At 68.8% G+C, this 21,797-nt stretch carries 17 protein-coding genes and 1 tRNA gene; 8 read left to right on the forward strand and 10 right to left on the reverse strand.

What is annotated here, in order from left to right; genetic code table 11:
- Positions 1-10: 10 nt before the first annotated feature.
- Positions 11-1,111, forward strand: a complete 1,101-nt coding sequence (gene purM / locus ACQEXA_RS29735; protein WP_432929807.1) for a phosphoribosylformylglycinamidine cyclo-ligase — start codon at positions 11-13, stop codon at positions 1,109-1,111.
- Between the two features lie 68 nt (positions 1,112-1,179).
- Here purM and ACQEXA_RS29740 read toward each other — a convergent pair whose 3' ends face one another.
- Both ACQEXA_RS29740 and ACQEXA_RS29745 read right to left on the reverse strand, forming a co-directional pair.
- Positions 1,180-1,428: a DUF3073 domain-containing protein gene (locus ACQEXA_RS29740; RefSeq protein ID WP_359397483.1), complete on the reverse strand. Its 249-nt coding sequence runs from the start codon at positions 1,426-1,428 to the stop codon at positions 1,180-1,182.
- A gap of 274 nt (positions 1,429-1,702) precedes the next feature.
- Positions 1,703-2,812 carry a Leu/Phe/Val dehydrogenase gene (locus tag ACQEXA_RS29745; protein ID WP_432929805.1) on the reverse strand — a complete coding sequence of 370 codons (1,110 nt, stop codon included), beginning with the start codon at positions 2,810-2,812 and terminating at the stop codon, positions 1,703-1,705.
- 232 nt (positions 2,813-3,044) lie between these two features.
- Between ACQEXA_RS29745 and ACQEXA_RS29750 the strand changes: the two genes are divergently transcribed.
- Together ACQEXA_RS29750 and bldC are read left to right on the forward strand one after the other, a co-directional pair.
- Positions 3,045-3,887 (forward strand): hypothetical protein, encoded by an 843-nt coding sequence (locus ACQEXA_RS29750; RefSeq protein WP_432929803.1) that lies wholly within the window; start codon positions 3,045-3,047, stop codon positions 3,885-3,887.
- A 551-nt stretch (positions 3,888-4,438) separates the two neighbouring features.
- The gene (gene bldC, locus ACQEXA_RS29755) at positions 4,439-4,645 is read left to right on the forward strand and encodes a developmental transcriptional regulator BldC (protein ID WP_003949541.1); all 207 of its coding nucleotides are present in this window, start codon (positions 4,439-4,441) and stop codon (positions 4,643-4,645) included.
- A 521-nt stretch (positions 4,646-5,166) separates the two neighbouring features.
- Here bldC and ACQEXA_RS29760 read toward each other — a convergent pair.
- The 5 genes from ACQEXA_RS29760 to ACQEXA_RS29780 form a co-directional block, all read right to left on the reverse strand.
- Positions 5,167-5,358, reverse strand: a complete 192-nt coding sequence (locus ACQEXA_RS29760; RefSeq protein ID WP_359397490.1) for a DUF6274 family protein — start codon at positions 5,356-5,358, stop codon at positions 5,167-5,169.
- 330 nt (positions 5,359-5,688) lie between these two features.
- Positions 5,689-5,763, reverse strand: a tRNA-Asp gene (locus ACQEXA_RS29765).
- 94 nt (positions 5,764-5,857) lie between these two features.
- Complete coding sequence (hrpA, locus tag ACQEXA_RS29770) at positions 5,858-9,856, reverse strand: ATP-dependent RNA helicase HrpA (protein ID WP_433131603.1); 3,999 nt, start codon at positions 9,854-9,856, stop codon at positions 5,858-5,860.
- A 138-nt stretch (positions 9,857-9,994) separates the two neighbouring features.
- Positions 9,995-10,327 (reverse strand): hypothetical protein, encoded by a 333-nt coding sequence (locus tag ACQEXA_RS29775; RefSeq protein WP_432929799.1) that lies wholly within the window; start codon positions 10,325-10,327, stop codon positions 9,995-9,997.
- A gap of 314 nt (positions 10,328-10,641) precedes the next feature.
- Positions 10,642-10,917 (reverse strand): hypothetical protein, encoded by a 276-nt coding sequence (locus tag ACQEXA_RS29780; RefSeq protein ID WP_432929797.1) that lies wholly within the window; start codon positions 10,915-10,917, stop codon positions 10,642-10,644.
- A 300-nt stretch (positions 10,918-11,217) separates the two neighbouring features.
- On the opposite strand from ACQEXA_RS29780, the gene ACQEXA_RS29785 reads away from it, so the two are divergent.
- The 4 genes from ACQEXA_RS29785 to ACQEXA_RS29800 all read left to right on the forward strand — a co-directional run bounded on the left by ACQEXA_RS29785 (position 11,218) and on the right by ACQEXA_RS29800 (position 15,188).
- Complete coding sequence (locus ACQEXA_RS29785; protein ID WP_433131605.1) at positions 11,218-11,871, forward strand: TOPRIM nucleotidyl transferase/hydrolase domain-containing protein; 654 nt, start codon at positions 11,218-11,220, stop codon at positions 11,869-11,871.
- 246 nt (positions 11,872-12,117) lie between these two features.
- Positions 12,118-13,104: an asparaginase gene (locus ACQEXA_RS29790; RefSeq protein WP_433131607.1), complete on the forward strand. Its 987-nt coding sequence runs from the start codon at positions 12,118-12,120 to the stop codon at positions 13,102-13,104.
- Positions 13,105-13,251: 147 nt separating this feature from the next.
- Entirely contained in the window at positions 13,252-14,247 is a 996-nt protein-coding gene (locus ACQEXA_RS29795) for a hypothetical protein (protein WP_432929791.1), read from the forward strand.
- A gap of 281 nt (positions 14,248-14,528) precedes the next feature.
- A complete protein-coding gene (locus tag ACQEXA_RS29800; RefSeq protein WP_432929789.1) occupies positions 14,529-15,188 on the forward strand; it encodes an NADPH-dependent FMN reductase in 660 nt (219 codons plus the stop codon).
- A 230-nt stretch (positions 15,189-15,418) separates the two neighbouring features.
- On the opposite strand, the gene ACQEXA_RS29805 is transcribed toward ACQEXA_RS29800, so the two are convergent.
- Together ACQEXA_RS29805 and ACQEXA_RS29810 are read right to left on the reverse strand one after the other, a co-directional pair.
- Complete coding sequence (locus tag ACQEXA_RS29805) at positions 15,419-16,687, reverse strand: PP2C family protein-serine/threonine phosphatase (protein ID WP_432929787.1); 1,269 nt, start codon at positions 16,685-16,687, stop codon at positions 15,419-15,421.
- 859 nt (positions 16,688-17,546) lie between these two features.
- Positions 17,547-18,947, reverse strand: coding sequence for a hypothetical protein (locus tag ACQEXA_RS29810; protein WP_432929785.1), 1,401 nt, complete (start codon positions 18,945-18,947; stop codon positions 17,547-17,549).
- A 681-nt stretch (positions 18,948-19,628) separates the two neighbouring features.
- Between ACQEXA_RS29810 and ACQEXA_RS29815 the strand changes: the two genes are divergently transcribed.
- A complete protein-coding gene (locus tag ACQEXA_RS29815; protein ID WP_433131609.1) occupies positions 19,629-20,381 on the forward strand; it encodes a hypothetical protein in 753 nt (250 codons plus the stop codon).
- Between the two features lie 126 nt (positions 20,382-20,507).
- Here the strand turns inward: ACQEXA_RS29815 and ACQEXA_RS29820 are convergent, their stop codons facing one another.
- Entirely contained in the window at positions 20,508-21,743 is a 1,236-nt protein-coding gene (locus tag ACQEXA_RS29820; RefSeq protein WP_432937488.1) for an IS701 family transposase, read from the reverse strand.
- Positions 21,744-21,797 lie beyond the last annotated feature (54 nt).

Below are 21,797 nucleotides of genomic sequence, written 5' to 3' on the forward strand. Positions count from 1 at the left end.
GATCCAGGCAATGTCTGCTGTGTCCGATCAGTCGACCCCGTCGACGGGAACCTCCGAGGGTGCTTCCTACGCCGCCGCGGGCGTCGACATCGAGGCGGGCGACCGCGCGGTGGAGCTCATGAAGGAGTGGGTGAAGAAGACGCGGCGGCCCGAGGTCCTCGGCGGCCTCGGCGGCTTCGCCGGCCTCTTCGACGCCTCCGCCCTCAAGAACTACGAGCGCCCGCTGCTGGCCTCCGCCACCGACGGTGTCGGCACCAAGGTCGACGTCGCGCGCCGGATGGGCGTCTACGACACCATCGGGCACGACCTGGTCGCCATGGTCATGGACGACATTGTGGTGTGCGGTGCCGAGCCGCTGTTCATGACCGACTACATCTGCGTCGGCAAGGTGCACCCCGAGCGCGTCGCAGCGATCGTGAAGGGCATCGCCGAAGGCTGCGTGCTGGCAGGCTGCGCCCTGGTCGGCGGTGAGACGGCCGAACACCCGGGTCTGCTCGGTCCGGACGACTTCGACGTCGCGGGCGCCGGTACGGGCGTTGTGGAGGCCGACCGGCTGCTCGGTGCCGAGCGCATCCGCGAGGGTGACGCCGTGATCGCCATGGCCGCCTCCGGACTTCACTCCAACGGGTACTCCCTCGTGCGGCACGTGCTCCTCGACCGGACGAAGCTCGGCCTCGACCAGCACATCGAGGAGTTCGGCCGCACCCTCGGCGAGGAGCTGCTCGAGCCCACGAAGATCTACTCCCTGGACTGCCTGGCGCTCACGCGTACCGCCGAGGTGCACGCGTTCAGTCACATCACCGGCGGCGGACTCGCCGCCAACCTGGCTCGTGTGATCCCGGACGGCCTGCACGCCGTGGTCGACCGTTCCACCTGGACCCCTGCCCCCGTGTTCGACCTCGTCGGGAAGAGCGGCGATGTCGAACGGCTGGAGCTGGAGAAGACCCTGAACATGGGCGTGGGCATGATCGCGATCGTCCCCGAGCATTCGGTGGACGTCGCGCTCTCCGCACTGGCGGACCGCGGCGTGGACGCATGGGTCGCCGGCGAGATCACCGACCGGGGTGACCACGCGACGGGCGCGGCCCTGGTAGGTGACTACGCGGGCTGAGTCCTCAGGGACAGCACAGAACCCGGTCCGTGGCTGGGCCACGGACCGGGTGGGAATTCAGTGCAGGGTCAAGCGCCGCGACGGTGTTGCGAGGAATCGTCGTCCTCGTCCTCGTCATCGTCCGCGTAAAGGTCCGCGTACCGTGCGTACAGTTCGTCGTCGTGCTCATCTTCCTCGAATCGGTCGCCGTTCGGCGACGTGTTCGACGTCGATGCGCCCAGCTCCTCAGCCAGGCGTGAGAGATCCGTCCCACCGCTGTTGTACTTCAGCTGGCGGGCGACCTTCGTCTGCTTGGCCTTGGCCCGGCCGCGCCCCATGGCTCGACCCCCTCAACGACGGGGCTCGACGGCCCCAGAGTCTTGACACGCGTTCATGAACCGGAACGGGCTCTCCGTGGAGAGACCGGTCCGTAGGGCTTCCACGGTACCTGAGCCCACGCCCATACGGTACGTCGCCCGCAGGACGGGCGTGTGCACAGAACCTGCGAGGCGCCCCGTCCTCGCTGGTCACAGCCGATTTTAACCACTTATTGGCGGACGACCCGCCGATAAGAGTGAGAGTTCTCTCCAACCTCCCATCGGCGGGTACCGCTCAAACCTGCGTGGCCTCCCCGCCGAGGCCCGGCCTGCGAGCCTCGGCCATCCGCTGCTCCGCGATCCGGTCGGCCGCCGCGGCCGGCGGAATACCGTCTTCCTTCGCGCGTGCGAATATGGCGAGCGTGGTGTCGAAGATCTTCGACGCCTTGGCCTTGCACCGGTCGAAGTCGAAGCCGTGCAGTTCGTCGGCGACCTGGATGACACCGCCGGCGTTGACGACGTAGTCCGGCGCGTAGAGGATCCCGCGGTCGGCGAGGTCCTTTTCCACGCCCGGGTGAGCGAGCTGGTTGTTGGCCGCGCCGCACACCACCTTCGCCGTCAGTACCGGCACGGAGTCGTCGTTCAGCGCCCCGCCGAGGGCGCAGGGCGCGTAGATGTCGAGGCCCTCGGTGCGGATGAGGGCATCGGTGTCGGCCGCGACGGAGACTTCGGGGTGCGCGTCGGTGACCCGGCGCACGGCGTCCGGCCGCACGTCCGTGATCACGACCTCGGCACCGTCCTCCAGCAGGTGCTGGACCAGGTAGTGCCCGACCTTGCCGACGCCCGCGACGCCGACCTTGCGGCCGCGCAGGGTGGGGTCGCCCCACTGGTGCTGGGCGGAGGCCCGCATGCCCTGGAACACGCCGTAGGCGGTCAGCACGGACGAGTCACCCGCACCGCCGTTCTCCGGGGAGCGCCCGGTGGTCCACGGGCACACCCGGGCGACCACATCCATGTCGGCGACATAGGTGCCGACATCACAGGCGGTGACGTACCGGCCACCGAGCGAGGCCACGAAGCGGCCGTACGCCAGCAGCAGCTCCTCGGTCTTGATCCGCTCGGGGTCACCGATGATCACGGCCTTGCCGCCGCCGTGGTCGAGACCGGCCATGGCGTTCTTGTACGACATCCCGCGCGCGAGGTTCAGCGCGTCGGCGACGGCTGCCTCCTCCGTCGCGTACGGGTAGAAGCGGGTGCCGCCGAGGGCGGGGCCCAGGGCGGTGGAGTGGATCGCGATGACGGCTTTGAGGCCGGTGGCCCGGTCCTGGCAGAGCACGACCTGCTCATGACCCCCTTGATCCGAGTGGAACAGGGTGTGCAGGACGCCGTCGGTTACGTCGGTCACGGTGGTGACTCCCGAGTGGGTAGCGGCGGTTGAGGAGTGGGTCCCGTGCGGGTGGCGGGGCCCGTGGCATGAGCGTAGAGCGTGGAGGCGCCCGCGAACCTCGCAGTGCTCTGGATCACCCTCCCTCGGAGTACGCCCGGACGGGTTCGTGGGACGATTTGCAATGGTTTCCACACCCGCCGGGTGCCGCCCGGCCGGGTTTCGGGTCAGGTCCGATGGGGAGGGAGCAGGCGTGCCCAAGGTGTCCTCGGTGATCGTCCCGTACGCGTCCTACTTGCGCGTGTACGAACCGCTGGCCGCCTTCCCGGAGCCGGAGCGCGGTCAGTGGGAGCGGTACGCCCGGCGCCCCGACCGCCCCTCGTATCAGGACGAACTGCGGCGCTCCCTGGCCGATTTGCTGCCCACCCCGCCGGTGCCGGTGCCGGTGCACGAGAGCGGCGACGCCTTCGTGACCGAGGTCGACGGGGCCCCGTACATCTGCCCGTGGCGTACCCGGCTGCGCGGCTGGCAGGCGCTCGGGGAGCTGGCGGAGGAGCTGCCCGGCCCGGTCCTGGACGCGATCCTGCCGCCCGTCGTGCGCCGCCAGGCCACGCAGGACTACGAGCGCTGGCTGGAGGACAACCCGGACGCCCGCCCCTGGATCCGTACCGCGACCTGGCAGGTGCCGCTGAACTGGTTCGTCCTGGTCTCGGACGACGAGCGCAGATACGAGAAGGGGACCGGCGAGGTCCCGCCGATGCTGCGCTACCGCACGCCCATGGTGCAGGCCCGGCGGCGCACCGCACGGGCCCTGCGGACCCTCAAGGAGGCCATCGACGAGGGGCCCCTGATCGACGGCCTGGTCGATGTGGGCCGGTGGCTGGAGGAGTTCCACCCGCGTTCGCTGGTCGAGCTGGACTACGGCGGGCTCGTCCATGTCCTGCCGGCCGCCGAGCTGGACGGGGACCATTCGGCGGCGGACGTCGCCGAGGGGATCGAGGCCCTGCGACTGGGGGACGGGGCCACGGCCGGGGAGGCCTACGGGCGGTTGGTGGAGCGCTGGCGGGCCGTACGGGACCGCCGCTCGGCGAACTGAGGGGCGCGTTCCGGCCGGAACCTCGGCGAACCGGTGCGCGAATTGTGACTCGCAAGACATGGTGAAGTGCCAACCCTTGGCCCATGGTTGACGTACCGCACGTCAGCAGCGGGGGCGTAGGTCTCGATCCGGGCTTTTGCCGTCAAGCGTGACGGACGGCACTTACAAGGACCTTGCGCCTTACGGCCCTCCTCATGCCAAAATAGGACAAGGAGCCCGGGGGAGGTTCCCTCTGTCCACTTATGGGCGGAAGTTCAGCATTGCACTCTTTGGGGTCTGGTGACTCCTGATCGTCCTGTGACTGATCGTCACAGTGGCGTGACTGTCCGCTATGGCATGGTCCATCGGCTTCCGTCGCTGATGAACACCTGGGAGGGCAATTCCATCGGTTTGGCCGACGCGGTTGGACAGATGGTGTAGTTGTAGTGCCGAGGACAAGCCGTTCGTCCTATAACCGACTCGACTCGCGTCCGCCATTTCGGGCAACGCGGGTCAAGGTGCAGAATTTAGAGGAAAGAACCGAAGGTTCGGTTCTCCCGAGGAGGCCGCTCATGACCGCTCGCACCCCTGATGCCGAGCCGCTGCTGACCCCGGCTGAGGTCGCCACGATGTTCCGCGTCGACCCCAAGACGGTCACGCGGTGGGCGAAGGCCGGCAAGCTCACTTCGATCCGTACGCTCGGCGGGCACCGCCGCTACCGCGAGGCCGAGGTCCGCGCGCTGCTCGCGGGCATCCCGCAGCAGCGCAGCGAGGCCTGAACAGCCGAATAGCCGGACATATCGGCAGGTTCCCCAATCTGCCGCGACGTCCGAACCACAGCTCCAAGCGACGCGGGTGCTGCCCCAACAGCGCCCTCGCCCAAGGTCAGTAGAGGCACGCCAAGGGTGCGTCGTCTATCGCGCTGGACTCCGCCGAGTCCAGCGCGATCTTTTTTGTGCCCTTGTCAGGGCGCCCGGGACCCCTCTGTGAGCGGCCTTGTCGAAGTCTGGGGAGGGGTGTCGGATCCGCTGTGGAGGACCTCCGAGAGCAGTGCAATTGCACATATTAAATTGACTCATTGTAGGAGGGGAGTAAGTACCGCACCTCACAAAACTCATGCGGTGACTCCCGTCACATGACCGGGTCCTTGTTGCGATCACGGTCTCTTTGCTAATGGAACACAGCGGTCCGGATGGTGCGTTGAGCGGACCGTACGTCCAGAAGTGCCCACCCGCAGTTGCTTCGAACCTTCCGCTCGGCAGTCGCGTCACCGTGTCCCGGGGTGCTCGGCGGGCTCGGCTCACACTGTGGAGGGTGTGTCGTCCTCGGCGGTCGCCTCAGGGTCTTCCTCGCCGCGCTGGGCGGGTTCCATCGCCAGGCGCAGGAGCTGATGGCAGACCGGGCAGTGCCGCGTCAGATGGCGATAGCCGGCCGCGGCGGACAGATGGGCACGGAGTAAGGCACGCGTCTCGTGCCGAGCGGACGCCGCCATACGCCACCTCCCCCTGGGCCCGGGCAACCGGGGTCCCTGTTTTCTGGGTACCGGTGGAATGTGACGCCGTCAAGACACTCTGGAACGCGCACGGGCCCGCAGGCGCTCGGCAACGGCGACTCTGACGAGGGCTCAGAGTCGCGTGCCGCCCGTCCGTGCCACCGCCGCGGAGCCCTCTCCGGGCCGGGCCGGAGCCGGGCACCGGCGGGCGTTCCCGGCCGGGCGCTTGAGGCCTGTGCCATCGTGCCTGGCCCCTCCCCGCGAAGGCGGCCGGCCGACGGCGGGCATGCGAAAGGCCCCGCATCTGACGACACGGGGCCTTTCATCGGGCGGTCCTGACGGGATTTGAACCCGCGGCCTCCACCTTGACAGGGTGGCGAGCACTCCAAACTGCTCCACAGGACCAGGTTTCGCGGCGCTCTTCCTTGCGGTGCGCTGCGAAAAAGAACTGTACAGGAGGGTGAGCCCCTGGTCGAACTCACCCCACGTCACCGCGCCGTCACGGCGCCGCGGCGTCGATCGCCTTCACGATGCGCTTGTCGGAGACCGGGTACGCAGTGCCCAACGCGTGCGCGAAGTAGCTGACCCGGAGCTCCTCGATCATCCAGCGGATCTCCAGCACCGAGGAGGGGACGGGCCGGCCCTGCGGCAGCTGCTCGAGCAGCCACGCGTACTCGTCCCGCATCTCCTGCACCTTCGCCATACGCGTCGTGTCCCGCTGGACGTTGGTCGGCATCTGCTGCAACCGGCGGTCCGCGGCGACCAGGTAGCGCATCAGGTCGGGCAGCCGCCGGATACCCACCTCGGTGACGAAGCCGGGCTGCACGAGGGCGTCCAGCTGCGCCCGCACATCCGCCAGGTTCGGCAGCAGCGCAGGGCTGCGTACGGCCTTCAGGCGGCGTTCACAGGCCTGCCAGGCGGCCAGCACCTGCTGCACCTGCCCGACCGTACGGACCGTCGTGTCGACGATCTCCGCGCGCACCTTGTCGTACAGCTTCCGGTACGACTCCTCGTCCCACGCCGGCCCCCCGAAATCCCCGATCAGCTTGTCGGCGGCCGCCATCGCGCAGTCGTCGAACAGGGCCTGGATCGAGCCGTGCGGGTTGGCGGACAGTCCGAGCTTCTGCTGGTTGGTCAGCTTCTCGGACGCGAACTTCGCCGGGTTCACCGGGATGTTCCGCAGGATCAGGCGCCGCGTGCCTTTCCACATCGCCTGCGCCTGCTCCTCCTCCGTGTCGAAGAGGCGTACGGAGACCGTGTCGCCGTCGTCGACCAGCGCGGGGTACGCCTTGACCGGCTGGCCGGCGCGACGGGTCTCGAAGACGCGGGTGAGCGTGCCGATCGTCCAGTCCGTGAGGCCCGTACGCTCCAGCGACTCACCGCCCTGCCGCTCGGCCGTGGCCGCCGCGGCCTGCGAGAGGGCCTTGCGGGCCTTCGGCTTCAGCCGGAGCTTCAGCGCCTGAAGGTCCTTGTCCTCGTCGAGCTTGCGGCGCCGCTCGTCGACGATCCGGAAAGTTATCTTGAGGTGATCGGGCACCTTGGACCAGTCGAAGTCCTCGGCCTCGAAGGGCACACCGACCATGCGCTTCAGCTCGCGCGCCATGGTCACGGTCAGCGGCTCCTGCGGCTGCGACCGGGCGGCCCCGTCCGGGGACGCCTTCTCCAGGAACGCCTTCGCATAGTTCGGTGCCGGGACGTAGTTGCGGCGGATGGGCTTCGGAAGGGACCGGATCAGCTCGGTGACCACGTCCTCGCGCAGGCCGGGGATCTGCCAGTCGAAGCCCTCGTCCGTCACCTGGTTGAGAACCTGCAACGGGATGTGGACGGTCACGCCGTCGGCGTCCGCACCCGGTTCGAACTGGTAGGTGACCCTGAACTTCAGCCGGCCCTGGAGCCAGGAGTCGGGGTAGTCGTCCTTGGTGACCGCACCCGCCTTCTCGTTGATGAGCATCTCGCGCTCGAAGTCGAGGAAGTCGGGCTGCTCCTGCCGTTTGCGCTTCCACCAGGAGTCGAAGTGCGCGCCGGAGACGACGTGTTCGGGCACCCGCTGGTCGTAGAAGTCGAAGAGCGTCTCGTCGTCGACCAGGATGTCCCGGCGCCGGGCGCGGTGCTCCAGCTCCTCGACCTCGGTGAGGAGCCTGCGGTTGTCGGCGAAGAACTTGTGGTGGGTGCGCCAGTCGCCCTCCACCAGCGCGTTGCGGATGAACAGCTCGCGGCTGGCCTCGGGATCGATGCGGCCGTAGTTCACCTTGCGCTGGGCGACGATGGGTACGCCGTAGAGCGTGACCTTCTCGTACGCCATCACCGCCGCCTGGTCCTTCTCCCAGTGCGGTTCGCTGTAGGTCCGCTTGAGGAGGTGGCCGGCCAGCGGCTCCACCCACTCCGGCTCGATCTTCGCGTTGACCCGCGCCCACAGACGCGACGTCTCCACGAGCTCGGCGGACATCACGAAGCGCGGGGGCTTCTTGAACAGGGACGAGCCCGGGAAGATCGCGAACTTGGCGTTGCGGGCGCCGATGTACTCGTTCCGTCCGCCGTCCCTGCGGGCGCCGGGCGCGGAGTCCTTGGACTCCTTCACGTCCTTCATCCCGATATGGGAGAGGAGGCCGGCGAGCAGCGAGACATGGACACGGTCGCCGGGGGCCTCCTCCTCGTTGAGATGGATGTCCATCTGCTTGGCGACCGTGCGCAGCTGCGTGTAGATGTCCTGCCATTCGCGGATGCGCAGGAAGTTCAGGTACTCCTGCTTGCACATCCGGCGGAACGACGACGAGCCCCGCTCCTTCTGCTGCTCGCGGATGTAGCGCCACAGATTGAGGTAGGCGAGGAAGTCGCTCGTCTCGTCCCGGAAGCGTGCGTGCTGCTGGTCGGCCTGGGCCTGCTTGTCGGCGGGCCGCTCACGCGGGTCCTGGATGGACAGGGCGGCGGCGATGACCATGACCTCGCGGACACAGCCGTTCTTGTCCGCCTCCAGGACCATGCGGGCGAGGCGCGGGTCGACGGGCAGCTGGGCGAGCTTGCGGCCGGTGTCGGTGAGGCGCTTGCGCGGGTCCTTCTGGGCCGGGTCCAGCGCGCTCAGTTCCTGCAGGAGCTGGACGCCGTCGCGGATGTTGCGGTGGTCCGGCGGGTCGATGAAGGGGAACTTCTCGATGTCGCCGAGGCCGGCCGCGGTCATCTGGAGGATGACGGAGGCGAGGTTCGTCCGCAGGATCTCGGCGTCGGTGAACTCCGGCCGGGCCTCGAAGTCCTCCTCGCCGTACAGCCGGATGCAGATGCCGTCCGACGTACGGCCGCAGCGGCCCTTGCGCTGGTTGGCGCTCGCCTGCGAGATCGGCTCGATGGGCAGGCGCTGGACCTTGGTGCGGTGGCTGTAGCGGGAGATGCGCGCGAAGCCCGGATCGATGACGTACTTGATGCCCGGGACGGTGAGGGAGGTCTCGGCCACGTTCGTGGCGAGGACGATCCTGCGGCCCGTGTGCGGCTGGAACACACGGTGCTGCTCTGCGTGGGAGAGCCGGGCGTACAGGGGCAGGATCTCGGTGAACCTGTACTGCTTCTTGGTCAGCGCGTCCGCCGTGTCGCGGATCTCGCGTTCACCGGAGAGGAAGACCAGGATGTCGCCCTGGCCTTCGGCCATCAGCTCCTCCACGGCGTCCGTGATCGCGGTGATCTGATCGCGGTCGGCGTCGTCGGACTCCTCTTCGAGGAGGGGTCGGTAGCGCACCTCGACGGGATAGGTCCGCCCGCTGACCTCGATGATCGGCGCGTCGCCGAAGTGCCGGGAGAAGCGCTCGGGGTCGATCGTGGCCGAGGTGATGACGACCTTGAGGTCCGGGCGCCTGGGCAGGAGCTGGGCGAGGTAGCCCAGCAGGAAGTCGATGTTGAGGGACCGTTCGTGGGCCTCGTCGATGATGATCGTGTCGTAGGCGCGCAGCTCGCGGTCCGTCTGGATCTCGGCGAGCAGGATGCCGTCCGTCATCAGCTTGATGAACGTGGCGTCCGGGTTCACCTGGTCGGTGAACCGGACCTTCCAGCCGACGGCCTCGCCGAGCGGCGTGTCCATCTCCTCCGCCACCCGCTCCGCGACGGTACGGGCCGCGATCCGGCGGGGCTGGGTGTGGCCGATCATGCCGCGCACGCCCCGGCCGAGCTCCAGACAGATCTTCGGGATCTGGGTCGTCTTGCCGGACCCGGTCTCACCGGCCACGATCACGACCTGGTGGTCGCGGATGGCGGCGGCGATGTCGTCCTTCTTCTGGCTGACCGGGAGCTGCTCGGGGTAGCTGACGGCGGGGACACGGGCGGTGCGCTCGGTCATCCGGCCCTCGGCCTTGGCGACCTCCGCCTCGATCTCGGCGAGTACGGCGGCCCTGGCCTCGGGTTTGCGGATCTTGCGCGCGCCTTCGAGCCTGCGGCCGAGCCGGTGCGCGTCGCGCAGGGACAGCTCGGTCAGGCGGGGGGCAAGGGTGCCGAGGGCGGGGGCGGGATGCGTAGACATACGCGATCCAGGATCTCACCTCGGCGAAATTCGTGGCTAACGATTTGTCTCCGGCGGTTCGGCGCCGCGTTTCGCCCGACCACGCGTGCGATTTCTACGGGGATGGGGACGGGGCGTGGCCGTCGTGCCCCCGTCGGCTCAGTGGTCGCCCGACTGCTGGGGCACCGAGGCCGGCTGCTGGGGTGCCGGGGGCGTCGGGTGGGGCTGGGCGGTCCGCTCCTGGACCATCGACTTCGCGGTGTTGGAGACGGCTTTGATGCCCAGATACGCCGTGGTCATGCTGCTGACGGCGGTGAAGGCCGCGGTGAGGACGCCGACGATGACGGACGTGTCGCCGTTCAGGCGCCACACCCCGAAGATCGCGACACCGGCGATCGCGAGATTGCTGACGATCACCGCGAGGAGCCCGAAGCGAGCCCGGTCCTTCTCGAGCTCGACGTCCCCCATGACCTTCGTCCGGTCCCCGCCCATGTTCTCCCCACCCGCACGGCTGACTCTGCCCCGACGCGCCAGAACGTAGCGTCAGAGCCGGGACATGCCAAGTACACTCGCCGGGGCGGTCAGCCGACTCGATCACATGATCGGCATGACGTGCGGGGATCTCATATGCCTTGGGGGCGGGATCTGTTGAGGCTGCGGTCTGCTGGTCGTCGGAACCGCCGGCGCCCTTGCGCACGCTGCACGGAGTCATGTGGCCGGTGTGGCGGGCCTGGCCACGCGCACCGTACTCCGAGGTCGGTGGAGTCTTGATGGCCCAGTCAACGCACCGCCGTCCGCCGGTGCTGTCAGGTGTCGTCGGCGGCCCTGGAGAGCAGGTCCAGGAAGTCGTTCTGGAACCGGAGTTCGGCGTCGCGGCACGGGGCGCTGAAGAAGGCCCGTTGGGCTTCGGCAAGATCGCAGTTCAACAGGCCCATGGTGACGAACACCGCTTCCACTCCATGGCACCCGTTGTCCTTGAGGAACTGCTGCAGGACGTCTGTGTCGCCACTTGCCTCCCAGACGGGCCGGGCGGTTTCCCGCATCGCAGCGATGCGCGCCGATCGTTCTGCGTCGAAGGCCATCGGGTCCGCCTCTCTGGGGTGGCCCGCAGGCTACTGCCCGGTGGGTGGGGCCGCGCCAGCCTATTTGTTCGTCTCGCTGCTTCTGGATCTTGGAGTTGCGCCGCATGGAGGTTGTCCGGGTGGCTGCCGGGCACAGCGACCATGCCGACGTGCGGGTGCGTCCCCCTCGACCAGTCCACCCGAGCCTGACCGCTCACGCGCAGCCGCACTTCCCTCGATTTCTCGGATCCTCGCCCCGGAAAAACGTGCATGCGTACGGGATCTCGGCCGTGTCAGGATCGCGTCGGGAGGCGAGGTCTCGTGGACGAGTTGAGGCGATTCCGCCGGGCGCTGGTCGCGTGGGCGGCCGGCGGAGCGGGGGCGGATGCGGCCGCCACGGTGGCGCGGGAACTGGCCGGGCGCGTGCGGACGATCGTGCTCGTCGAAGGGAGCAGCGACCAGGTCGCGGTCGAGGCGCTGGCCACGCGCCACGGCCGCGACCTCGGCGCGGAGGGCGTCGCGGTGGTACCGCTCGGAGGCGCGACGAGCATCGGGCGTTTCCTGGACGTGTGTGGTCCTCCGGGACTCGGCCTCCCGCTGGCCGGTCTCTGCGACATCGGCGAGGAGCGGCATTTCCGGCGTCATCTGGAGCGGGTCGGGCTCGGGTCCGGTCTCACGCACGCCGGACTGGAGACACTCGGGTTCCATGTGTGCGTCGCCGACCTGGAGGACGAGTTGATCCGCGCTCTCGGGGCCGAGGGGGTGCAGCAGGTGATCGAGGCCCAGGGCGAGATGCGCCCCTTCCACACCTTCCAGGGCCAGCCCGCGCAGCGGGAACGACCCGTGGAGCACCAGCTGCGGCGCTTCATGGGCACCCACAGCGGGCGCAAGGCGCTCTACGCACAGGCGTTGGTCGCGCACCTGGACCTCGAGCGCGTGCCCCGGCCGCTGGAGCGTCTCCTCGCGCACGTCTGACGCGCCCTGTCGTCGCTGCCGTCGCCGTCGTCGTGCCGGAGTGCGGTCCTGGTCAGAGGATCGGAGGACCGTCGCCACATCGTTCTGGAGTGTGGCGGTTCACGAGGCGTTGGGCCCTCGCCCACCCTGCCTGCGCAAGCAATCGAGAAGGCGCCTTGGCAGAGGATCGGCAGACGTGATCCACTCCCGAGGGCAACCGAGGGCAGCGATCGGTCGTTGCCCGCATACGAGCGGGAGGCACAGGGGATGGGCGTTGCACTGTTCACGCTCGGCGGCACGATCTCGATGGCGGGCCACACCCCGGGCGGCGAAGGTGTCGTCAGCCGGTTGAACGGAGCGGACCTCACCGCGGCCGTGCCCGGACTCGCCCGACTCGGAATGCCCCTGGACATCCATGACATCGAAGCCGTCCCCAGCGCGAATCTGACCTTCGCGCACATCCTGGACCTGGTGGATTCCGCGTCACAAGCGGTGAAGGCCGGGGCCTGCGGGGTGGTGGTCACCCAGGGGACCGACACTCTGGAAGAGACCGCCTTCCTTGTCGACCTGGTCTGGCCGCACGCCGAGCCGTTCGTGCTGACCGGAGCCATGCGCAACCCGACACTCGCGGGACCCGACGGCCCTGCGAACCTGCTCGCCGCCGCCCGCACCGCTGCCTCGCCCGCCGCCCGCGGCCTGGGGGCACTGGTCGTCTTCAACGACGAGATCCACGCAGCCCGCTGGGTGCGCAAGACCCACAGCACGAGCACCGCCACATTCGCCTCCCCCAACACCGGCCCGATCGGCCACGTCATCGAAGGCCACACCCGAATACTCACTGCTCCGGTACGACTCCGCGCCCCGTACCCGCGGCCTGAGGCGCTGGACAACACTCGAGTCGCGCTGCACACCGTCACCCTCGACGAGGACGTGGACACCGTCGCCGCCGTCGCCGACGCACGTCACGGACTGGTCATCGCCGGCTTCGGCGTCGGTCACGTCCCGGGCAGACTGGCCGATCTTCTGGGGACTCTGGCCGAACGCATGCCCGTCGTGCTCACCTCCCGCACCGGCAGCGGATCCGTTCTGCGGCACACCTATGGAGCCATCGGCTCGGAGGCCGACCTGCAACGCCGCGGCCTCATCAACGGCGGCCTCCTCGATCCTTACAAGGCCCGGATCCTCCTTCGGCTGTTGCTGGCCGGCGGTGCCGATCGCGAGGCCGTCACCGCGGCCTTCGCCGAGCACGGCTGACCCGAGGCCGCGGACGGGAGCCGGGTCGGCGCCGGCGTCCGGTCCCAACCCGCGGTCTGCGGGCCGTTCCGTCCGCCGTGCGCGGGATCTGGGACCGTCGATTGCCGGAGGAACGGCGATGTCGGACCCGGCCGCTAGCCTCACGTCATGTCCCGTACGACACCGCCCCGTCCCGTTGATGTCGCCGCGGTTTTCCCGGAGTTGGCGCCGCTTGCGCGTACCGCCGTCCGTCTGCATCCGCGGCCCGGTGCCCCGACGGCGGCCGACAGCTCGGTCGGCGGACCGCTGCTGTGGCCTGTCGAAGAACCATGGCCGACGTGCCCGGAACACACGGGCCCCTGGCTGGTCGGCCACACCCCGTACGACCTTCGGAAACGGCGCCGCATTCTGTCCGAGGGCTGGGCACGCCCTCGGACACCGAACACCGATTTCCTCACCCCGGACGAGCGTGCCTTTGTGAACGGCATGGGCTTCACAGGTGTGCGGCTGCCCGTCGACGGTCCTGTCCCCTTGCTGCCCGTGCTGCAGTTGTACGCCCGCGACGTTCCCTCGCTGCCCCGACCGCCCGGCACCGACCTGCTCCAGGTGCTCTGGTGCTCCTTCGACCACGGCGAGGACTGCATGCCCGGAGTGCAGCTGCGCTGGCGCCCGGCCGACACGGTGAGCGCGGCGCGGGACGCCCCTCCGCCGGCCGTGGTCAGCGGCGACGAGGCCCTGCCGGAACCCTGTCTCCTCCACCCCGAGCCGGTCCGCGAGTACCCGGCCCCGCACGAGCTCGATGCGGACCTTCGCAAACGAATCCATTCCTGGGAGGAGGGCCGCCCGTACGGCTACCAGTTCGACCTCGCTGTCGCTCCCGGATGGAAGCTCGGCGGGTGGGGCAACTGGAGTTTCTGCGACCCCTGGCCGATGCTCTGCGAAGAATGCGGCAGCACGATGCAGCCCCTCCTGACGGTGGACAGCTCCGAATGGGACGGGGGCACGGGAAGCTGGTGCCCCCAGGAAGAACCACCCCAGAGCGAACGACCGCTCTACCCGCACCCCCATGAACCCACGATGATCAACATCGGTCGCGGCTACACGATGCAGATCTACCTGTGCCCGGAGTCCTTCGACCACCCTCACCTGCAGGTGATGCAGTAGGCGGGGAGGGGGCGGGCCCTGGAGCGGCTGAGCGCGGCATGTCCGTGACGCGTTGATGCCAACGGGTGATGCCACGGACACGAAAGAGTCCCCTCCGAAGATCTTCGGAGGGGATTTGCCTTGCCCTGGTGCCCCGCCGACCCCGAGCGGGCGCCAGATCATCGACCCGGCCGGCTCCGGGCGGTCGGTTCCGGCCCTGTCGCACCGCGGCCCTCCCGGAATCACACTGGTCAGTGGGGCGCCCCACTGGAGGCGCGTGCCCACGACGGAAGGACCGCCCCATGCCCACGGACACTGCTCCGGGCCCGCTCCGGGTCCTGGTCTTCGGCGCGGCACTGCGAGCCGATTCGACCAACGCCCGCCTCGCCGCCCTCGTGGCCCGGCTCGTCTCCGACACCGGTGCCACCGTCGACCTCGCCGCCATGCGCGACTTCGACATGCCCTTGTACGACGGCGACATGGAGGCCACCGAAGGGCTGCCGCCCGGCGCCCTCGCCCTGCGCGACCGGCTGGAGCAGAGCGACGCCTTCGTCATCTCCTCGCCGGAGTACAACGCCTCCGTGCCGGGAGTGCTGAAGAACGCGATCGACTGGGTCTCCCGCGTACGGCCGCAGCCCTTCAAGACCAAGCACGCGATGCTCGTCTCCGCTTCGCCGTCCCTGGTCGGCGGCAACCGCGGGCTGTGGACCCTGAGGATTCCCCTGGAACACCTGGGCACCCGGGTCTACCCGGACATGTTCAGCCTGGCCGACAGCTACCAGGCCTTCGCCGAAGACGGAACCCTGGCCGACCGGGGGCTCCAGCAACGTCTCAGCGAGACCGTGTCGGGTTTCCTCAGCCTCGTCGAAGCGGACGTGCGCTACGTCTGCCTGGAACGCCGGTGGTACGAGTTCCTGGGAGACCGCACCGAGGCAGCCATCACCCAACGAGCCGAGGCGTGATGCCGGGACGCCATGAGGCGCCCCGCACCCGAACCAGCGACAGCACCACACGTGTGGCACCCGCTATGCCTTTGCGTGGTTCGGCCTGGCGTGGCATGCGGCGCCGGCGATTCGACGCATTCGATCCCGCTCAGCCGCTTCGTCTGCTGCGTTGATGTGCCGTACCGACAGGCCCTGGGGCTACGGGTTGGATCAAAAATTCAAGAAGTCGTGACCGCGCCGCGCGATGATCAAGCCGACACCGGAGGCCGCAGGGCGAGGACCGCGAGGTCGTCGTGTCCGTCACTGGGATGTCGATCGGACAAGGCCTGCACGAACGTGCGCAGTGGCATCTGCGCGCATTCCGCAGCGAGGGCGACAAGACGTTGCAACCCGGTGTCGATGGGCTGCTGCGAGCACTCGATCAGCCCGTCGGTGAAGAGGACGATGGTCGAGCCGGCCGGTACAGGGTGGGTGTGGTCGCGGCGTGGCATCGTGAGGTCGACGCCAAGAGGCGCATCGGAGTCGATGGTCAGGCATCGCACCTGTCCATCCGGGGCGATGAACACGGGCGGACAGTGACCGGCGGAGCTCCACCGCAGTGTCCAGAGCCCAGGCGCTGCCGGCTCCAGCCGCACCAGGCAAGCGGTCGTGACAGGGACGTCCGTGATTGCCTGAAGAGCGCGATCGAGTCGGGCGAGGATATTGCTGGGGGGCGAGTCGCTGTCGTACAGAAGCGCCCGGAGCATCTGCCGTGCCTGCGACATGGCGGCGGCTGCAGGGACGTCATGCCCGAGAACGTCACCAATGACAGCTACGCAGGTGTCTTCGCACACCAGGAGCGCGTCGTACCAGTCACCGCCGAGAAGGCCCGGCGACGGGGCGGGACGATAGACCGCAGCAGCCTCAAAGGGGCTCAGGTCCGGCAGACGCGGGACCAGCAGCCGCTGGAACTCCTCCGCATCATCCCGGAGTTGGCGGAACAGGCGAGCGTCGTCGATGGCCAGGCCGGCTGCGCCCGCAAGAGCAACGACCATGGTTTCGTCCTGGGCGTTGAAGGGGCATCCGTCGAGACGATCAGCGATGTACAAGTTGCCGTAGATCTGACCACGGATGTGGATCGGCACTCCGAGCAGCGTGCGCATTTCCGGGTGGCCGGGAGGAAAGCCGGCTGAGGCCGGGTGCTCCGAGATGCTGTCCACGCGCAGCGGCACAGGGGCGTGGATCAGATGCCCCAGCAACCCGCGCCCTTCGGGGGAATGAAGCCCTTCGATATCCGTGCGCTGTTTCTCGCTCAGCCCGACCCCGATGAGCTCGGCCAGTCCGCCGTTTCCCTCCCCGTCCGTGTCCAGCACACCCAACGCGCCGTACCGCGCGCCGACGAGATCCATGGCGGTCGTCACGATCGTCCGCAACACAGCCCGCAGATCCACGTCGCGGCTGAGAGCTACTTCGTACAAACTGTGCAGCCGCTCCTGCACACGGGCGAGTGAGACCAGCTGATCAGCGATCTGCTCCAACTGGCCGCCCAGGTCAGGCTGGGACGTCGGAGGCTGTTCGCTCCCGTGAGCTGTCACCCGTCTCTCACCGTCCGCGCCCCGCAAGGAAAGATCGATAAACATCGAGGGCCGTATGCTCGCCTCTTCTTCCATCGCAACGCAGGCGACCAGGCCGTGCAAGTCAGAACTCGAGCAGCGTCACGGTGCGTGAGCACGTCGCGCCAGCAGACCGTGTGGGGGCGCTGACCTGCTGAGAGGCCGGGAGCGACCCCCTGAGAGAGGTGGGGATGGATCCCCGTCACTCGACGAAAAGCGCCGAGCCCTGGACCGACTGGACGAGGCACTCACGTGATGCGTTGATATCACTGGGTGATGTCACGGACACGAAAAAGTCCCCTCCGAAGATCTTCGGAGGGGACTTTGCCCTGATGGGCGCCATCGCGGACCAGGGCCCGCCAGGTGCACCCGTGCTGCCCTCAACGGCTGCCGTCGAGGGGCATGCACGAAGGCACGGTTGAGGCCGTTGGCGTAACCGATACGAAAACACCCCCTTCGGGAGATCCCGGAGGGGGTGTTTGCCCTGGTAGGGCGGCGGTGACTGGGGCCGGGGTCGAACCGGCGACCTTCCGCTTTTCAGGCGATCTCCGGTCCCTGCGGGGTGGGGTACCGGGCGGAGGTGATGGCAGTGCACATCCGTACTCGGATGCTGTTGTCTGCGGACGTTGATGTCAGCGTTGATGTCACGGCCGCCCGCTTTGCAGGCCGTCTTCGGGGGCGCCCGGTGGCAGCAGGACTGGCCCGGGGGGCGAGGCGACCTCACGTTGACATCAGCTTGCAGGCGAGGCCCGTACCGCGCCCGGTACGGGCCTCGCCGATGGGCTCAGCCAATGCAGCCAGGAACGCTGTTCGGCGGGGCGCAGTTGTTCGGCTTGTTGCGCTTGACCACGGTGTTGTTCAGCGTGACTGTGCCAGAGGCTTTGAAGATGCCGCCCCCGTCGCTGGCTTTGTTGTCGGTGACGGCGCTGTCGTTCAGAGTCGTGGAGCCGATGGCGTTGTAGATGCCCCCGCCCTGGGCGGTGCCGCCGCCCGGAGCCTTGGCGGTGTTGCCGCTGATGTCCGACCGATGAGTCGTCACGGTGCCGCCTTCAGGGTTGTCGATGCCCCCGCCCTGGGCGGTGCCGCCGCGAGCGCTGGCCGTGTTGCCGAGCACTTTGCTGCTTGTCAGGGTGAGCTCGCCGAAGGCACCGTTCCTGATCCCGCCGCCCCGCGCGGTACCGCCTGCAGCGGTGGCGGTGTTGTCGATGACGCGGGTGTTGACCATGCGCATGGGGGCGTTGTTCGCGACTCCGCCGCCCGTGGCGAGGCCGCGCGGGGCGCTGGTGGTGTTGCGACTGATGACGGTGTCGGTCACCGTCATGTCAACGGCGTTGGACAGAGCGCCGCGCGCGGTGCCGCCCGGGGCGCTCGCGTGGTTGTCGCTGATGGTGCTGTGGTCGATCGTCGTCTCCGCGAAAGCGGCGTGGCCGGCACCGAACGCGAAACTGTCGGGGTTCTCGGTGACGCTCACGGTGTTGTTGGTCACGCGGCTGCGGTTGAGCGTGAGAGGGCCGTCGTTGCCGATCCCGCCGCCGTCGGCGGTGCCCGCAGTCTTGCCGGTGTAGATGGCGGTGTTGTTGCTGACATCGGTGTCGTTCAAAGTCGCCGCGGGGCCATCGCTGTCGATGCCGCCGCCCTCCACGGGGATGCCGTCGGTGGCGGAATCGGCGGCATTGTGGACCACCCGGCAGTGGTTCACCGTCAAGGTTCCCTGGTTGTTGATGCCGCCCCCGCAGACCGCTCCCGCTCCTCCGGGGATGATGGGGCAGTCTGTCGCCCGGCCGCCGCTGATGGTGGTCTTGTTGAGCGTCAGGGTGCCCGTGTCGGCCACGAGGAGGATGCGGAAGTCTGGGGCGGATTTGGCGCGTGTGATGGTCGCACCGTTGCCGTCGATGGTGATCTCGCTGGTGATGGTGGGCAGGCCGTTGGCGGGATTGGCCGTGTCCGGGGACGTCAGCTTGTAGGTGCACTTGCGGGCCAGCCGGAGGGTGTCGGCGCCCGGTGAGGCGTTGGCCGTGTTGATCGCCTCGACGAGCGCCCGGACCTTGCACGGCACGTCCACGGTGGCGGCATGGTCAACCGCCTGTGCCTGGGCCGTGGCGCCACCTGCCAGGGCCGTCACCAGGGCCAGCACGGCGGACACCGCGACGGTGCACGCTCGGATGCGGGTCAGGGTCTGATTCATCGTGCAGCAGCACCTTTCGGCTTTCGGCAGCGTCGCCCCGGCTTCTGCGGGCGAGGATGGCCCCCACCGAAAGACCCCCGAACCGGACACGCCCGGCATCAGCCAGATGGCCGAGCGGGCTGTCACTCTCGCGGGTTGGAGGCCGCTACGGGACGGCCCTTGGGCGAGGCCGATGCATGGTTCTGACTCGTCCGAAAGGCTGAGCCGCACGGTCGGGATGTGCACTCGTACATGCCCCTCAACGGCTGCCGTCGAGGGGCATGCACGAAGGGCACAGTTGAGGCCGTTGGCGTATCCGATACGAAAACACCCCCTCCGGAAGATCCCGGAGGGGGTGTTTGCCCTGGTGGGGCGGTTGTGGCTGGGGCCGGGGTCGAACCGGCGACCTTCCGCTTTTCAGGCCGTGTCCTGGAGTGACAAGAGCTGCTCTCTTGGGGCGTCCAGCACCGCCGACAGTTGCCGTTGTGCGCTGCTGTTGGCGTACCGGTTGGCGTACGGCGGCGAGCACGAGCAGATCCATGGCGCCCTGATCCCCCTGGGGGGAGGATGCACGAGAGCGCCAACCAACGCGAGCACTGCGGGGTGGGGGAACACAAGTGGAAAGCCTGTGTTGCCGTGACCCGCCATAATCGGGCAACAGGCTCCAGGGGCAGGGCTGATCAGCCGGGGAGGGGATGCAGCATGGGTCTGTTCAGACGTCGCGGCAACGATGGTCCTGACTGGATCACCGATCTGCCGGGTGCGAGCCGCGCAACGAGGCGCTTCTACCAAGAGTTGATCCGGGAGTACCTCGTCCGCGTGCGCAGCTTCGAAGCGGCCGGCCATACCCCAGGGCCAGCAGGGACATGGGACTTGGTGGGCGATATTGCCTCTCTGCACAACAGCGCCGTGCGCGTTGCCGAGCACCGGACGGGCCGAGTAGACGTCATGCACCCAGAAGTGCAGGAAGCGCTCCGGATCGCCCTCGACCAGTACGCCGCTCACTACAACGTCCGGGGTGGGCTCGTGAGGGCCTGGGGAGTAGCCAAGGCATTCAACGAACGCTTCGCTTCCCGCTGGCAGCGCTCGGAGCAGTACCGCATCGGATGGTGGGAGGAACGGCCGATTGCATTCGCCTGCATCCTGCATCCGACCGAGGAGGGCGAGCCCGTGATCGACGGCATCCTGCTCTTCGATCACGTTGGGTACGAGTTCACGCCCGATGCGGACACTCAGCCACAGGTCTGCTGGAATAGAAGCCAGGTCCGTGAAGCGGAGAAACCAGAGAGAGGCGCGACGGCGTTGCGTCTGGATCCGACCACTGGATACTCGCGTGCCGACATTGCCGGTTCGGCGCGCGTGATTCTGGAGACCCCGGCAGGACCACTCTTCACAGATCCCAGCAAGCCCTTGCCGCGTCTGAGGCAACGGCGCAACTGGGGCTCGGTGGGCTAGTAGGGCTTGGTTAGGTTGGGATGGGCTTGGTGTGTCTGGGTGGGGGCAGCGGCGTCCGGCACAGCGGGCAGCGCCCGGCCCAGCAGGCCAGCAGGACCTGCAGTCCGGCCACGACCTGGTAGGTCGTCAGGCCGTGGCCGCCGCTTTCGGGGACAGTCGCTCCAGGGTGCAAAACGCCTGGGCGACCGAGGCCAGGGTGAGGTGCCGGTGGAAGCCGTTCCAGGTGCGGCCCTCGAAGTGACCCAGCCCCAAGGCGGTCTTCAGCTCGCGGTAGTCGTGCTCGACCCGCCAGCGGAGCTTCGCCGAGCGCACCAGGTGCCGCAGGGGGGTGTCCGCGGGCAGCGTGGAGAGCCAGTACTTGGTCGGCTCCTTCTCGCCGGCGGGCCACTCGGCCAGCAGCCAGCACACCGGCAGGTCCTCGCCGGGGTGCGCCCGGCGCAGCCGCACTCCGGCGGGGCGCACCCGCAGTGCGGCGAACCGCGAGCGCAACGGGCCCTTGGAGCCCTGCCGCCAGGTCACCCGGTGCAGGGCGCCGTGCCCGGCGTCCTGCACCAGCGTGCGCACCGAGGTGGGTGCCTGCCGGTAGCGGGGCACCGGGGGCCGGCCGGTGCCCGACCAGGCCGGAGCGGTACGCGTGGCGGTCTCGGGCAGCACCGCGGTGTCCGAACGCACCCCGACCACGTAGTCGATGCCGCGCTCTTCCAACGCCAGCCGGAAGGCACCGTCTTGACCGTAGCCCTCGTCGGCCACGATCAGCGGCGGGTCCAGCCCCCAGCACCGCAGCTCGTCGACCATGTCGACGGCCAGCTGCCACTTGGCGACATGCCAGACCTCGTCGGGGATGTGGGCCCGGCGGCGGCGCTTGGCCACCTGGTCGGCGTCCTCGGCGGGCGCGGCGGTCACGTCCCACTGCTCGGGCAGGAACAGCCGCCAGTTCACCGGACAGGAGGCCGCGTCGGTGACCAGGTGCACGCTCGGGGCGACCTGGCAGTTGGCGGTCTTGCCCAGCGCCCCGCAGTACTGCGCGGCCACGCCGGGCGAGGCGTGGCCGTCCTTGGGAAAGGACACATCGTCGATCACCCAGGCGGCCGGGCGGATGACCGGCTCCATGCGCCAGGCCAGCTCGGCCAGCACCATCTGATGGGACCACGGGGCGTCGGCCAGGAACTGCTGCAGGCCCTGCCGGTCCACCCCCAGCCGGGCCGCCATCGGCTCCATCGACTTGCGGCGGCCCGCACCGAGCAGCCCGCGCACATACCGCTCGCCCCACCGCCGCTGGTCGGACCGTCCCAACGGGGCGAACACCTCGGCCGCGAACGCCGCCAACCGGTCCTGGGCCTCCACGAGCTCCTGCGGAGTCATGGCCCTCACCTCCGCGAGGCCAACACGCCCTCCTTCCCCCAAGATAACCAAGCC

The organism is Streptomyces sp. CA-106110 (genome assembly GCF_050936285.1).
Lineage (GTDB): Bacteria > Actinomycetota > Actinomycetes > Streptomycetales > Streptomycetaceae > Streptomyces.

Excerpts from the sequence above, each read along its gene's own strand:
- purM (WP_432929807.1), top strand. The coding sequence starts at position 11 with ATGTCTGCTGTGTCCGATCAGTCGACCCCGTCGACGGGAACCTCCGAG.
- ACQEXA_RS29740 (WP_359397483.1), bottom strand. The coding sequence starts at position 1,428 with ATGGGGCGCGGCCGGGCCAAGGCCAAGCAGACGAAGGTCGCCCGCCAG.
- bldC (WP_003949541.1), top strand. The coding sequence starts at position 4,439 with ATGACCGCTCGCACCCCTGATGCCGAGCCGCTGCTGACCCCGGCTGAG.
- ACQEXA_RS29760 (WP_359397490.1), bottom strand. The coding sequence starts at position 5,358 with ATGGCGGCGTCCGCTCGGCACGAGACGCGTGCCTTACTCCGTGCCCAT.
- hrpA (WP_433131603.1), bottom strand. The coding sequence starts at position 9,856 with ATGTCTACGCATCCCGCCCCCGCCCTCGGCACCCTTGCCCCCCGCCTG.
- ACQEXA_RS29775 (WP_432929799.1), bottom strand. The coding sequence starts at position 10,327 with ATGGGCGGGGACCGGACGAAGGTCATGGGGGACGTCGAGCTCGAGAAG.
- ACQEXA_RS29780 (WP_432929797.1), bottom strand. The coding sequence starts at position 10,917 with ATGGCCTTCGACGCAGAACGATCGGCGCGCATCGCTGCGATGCGGGAA.
- ACQEXA_RS29790 (WP_433131607.1), top strand. The coding sequence starts at position 12,118 with ATGGGCGTTGCACTGTTCACGCTCGGCGGCACGATCTCGATGGCGGGC.
- ACQEXA_RS29795 (WP_432929791.1), top strand. The coding sequence starts at position 13,252 with ATGTCCCGTACGACACCGCCCCGTCCCGTTGATGTCGCCGCGGTTTTC.
- ACQEXA_RS29800 (WP_432929789.1), top strand. The coding sequence starts at position 14,529 with ATGCCCACGGACACTGCTCCGGGCCCGCTCCGGGTCCTGGTCTTCGGC.
- ACQEXA_RS29810 (WP_432929785.1), bottom strand. The coding sequence starts at position 18,947 with ATGAATCAGACCCTGACCCGCATCCGAGCGTGCACCGTCGCGGTGTCC.
- ACQEXA_RS29815 (WP_433131609.1), top strand. The coding sequence starts at position 19,629 with ATGGGTCTGTTCAGACGTCGCGGCAACGATGGTCCTGACTGGATCACC.
- ACQEXA_RS29820 (WP_432937488.1), bottom strand. The coding sequence starts at position 21,743 with ATGACTCCGCAGGAGCTCGTGGAGGCCCAGGACCGGTTGGCGGCGTTC.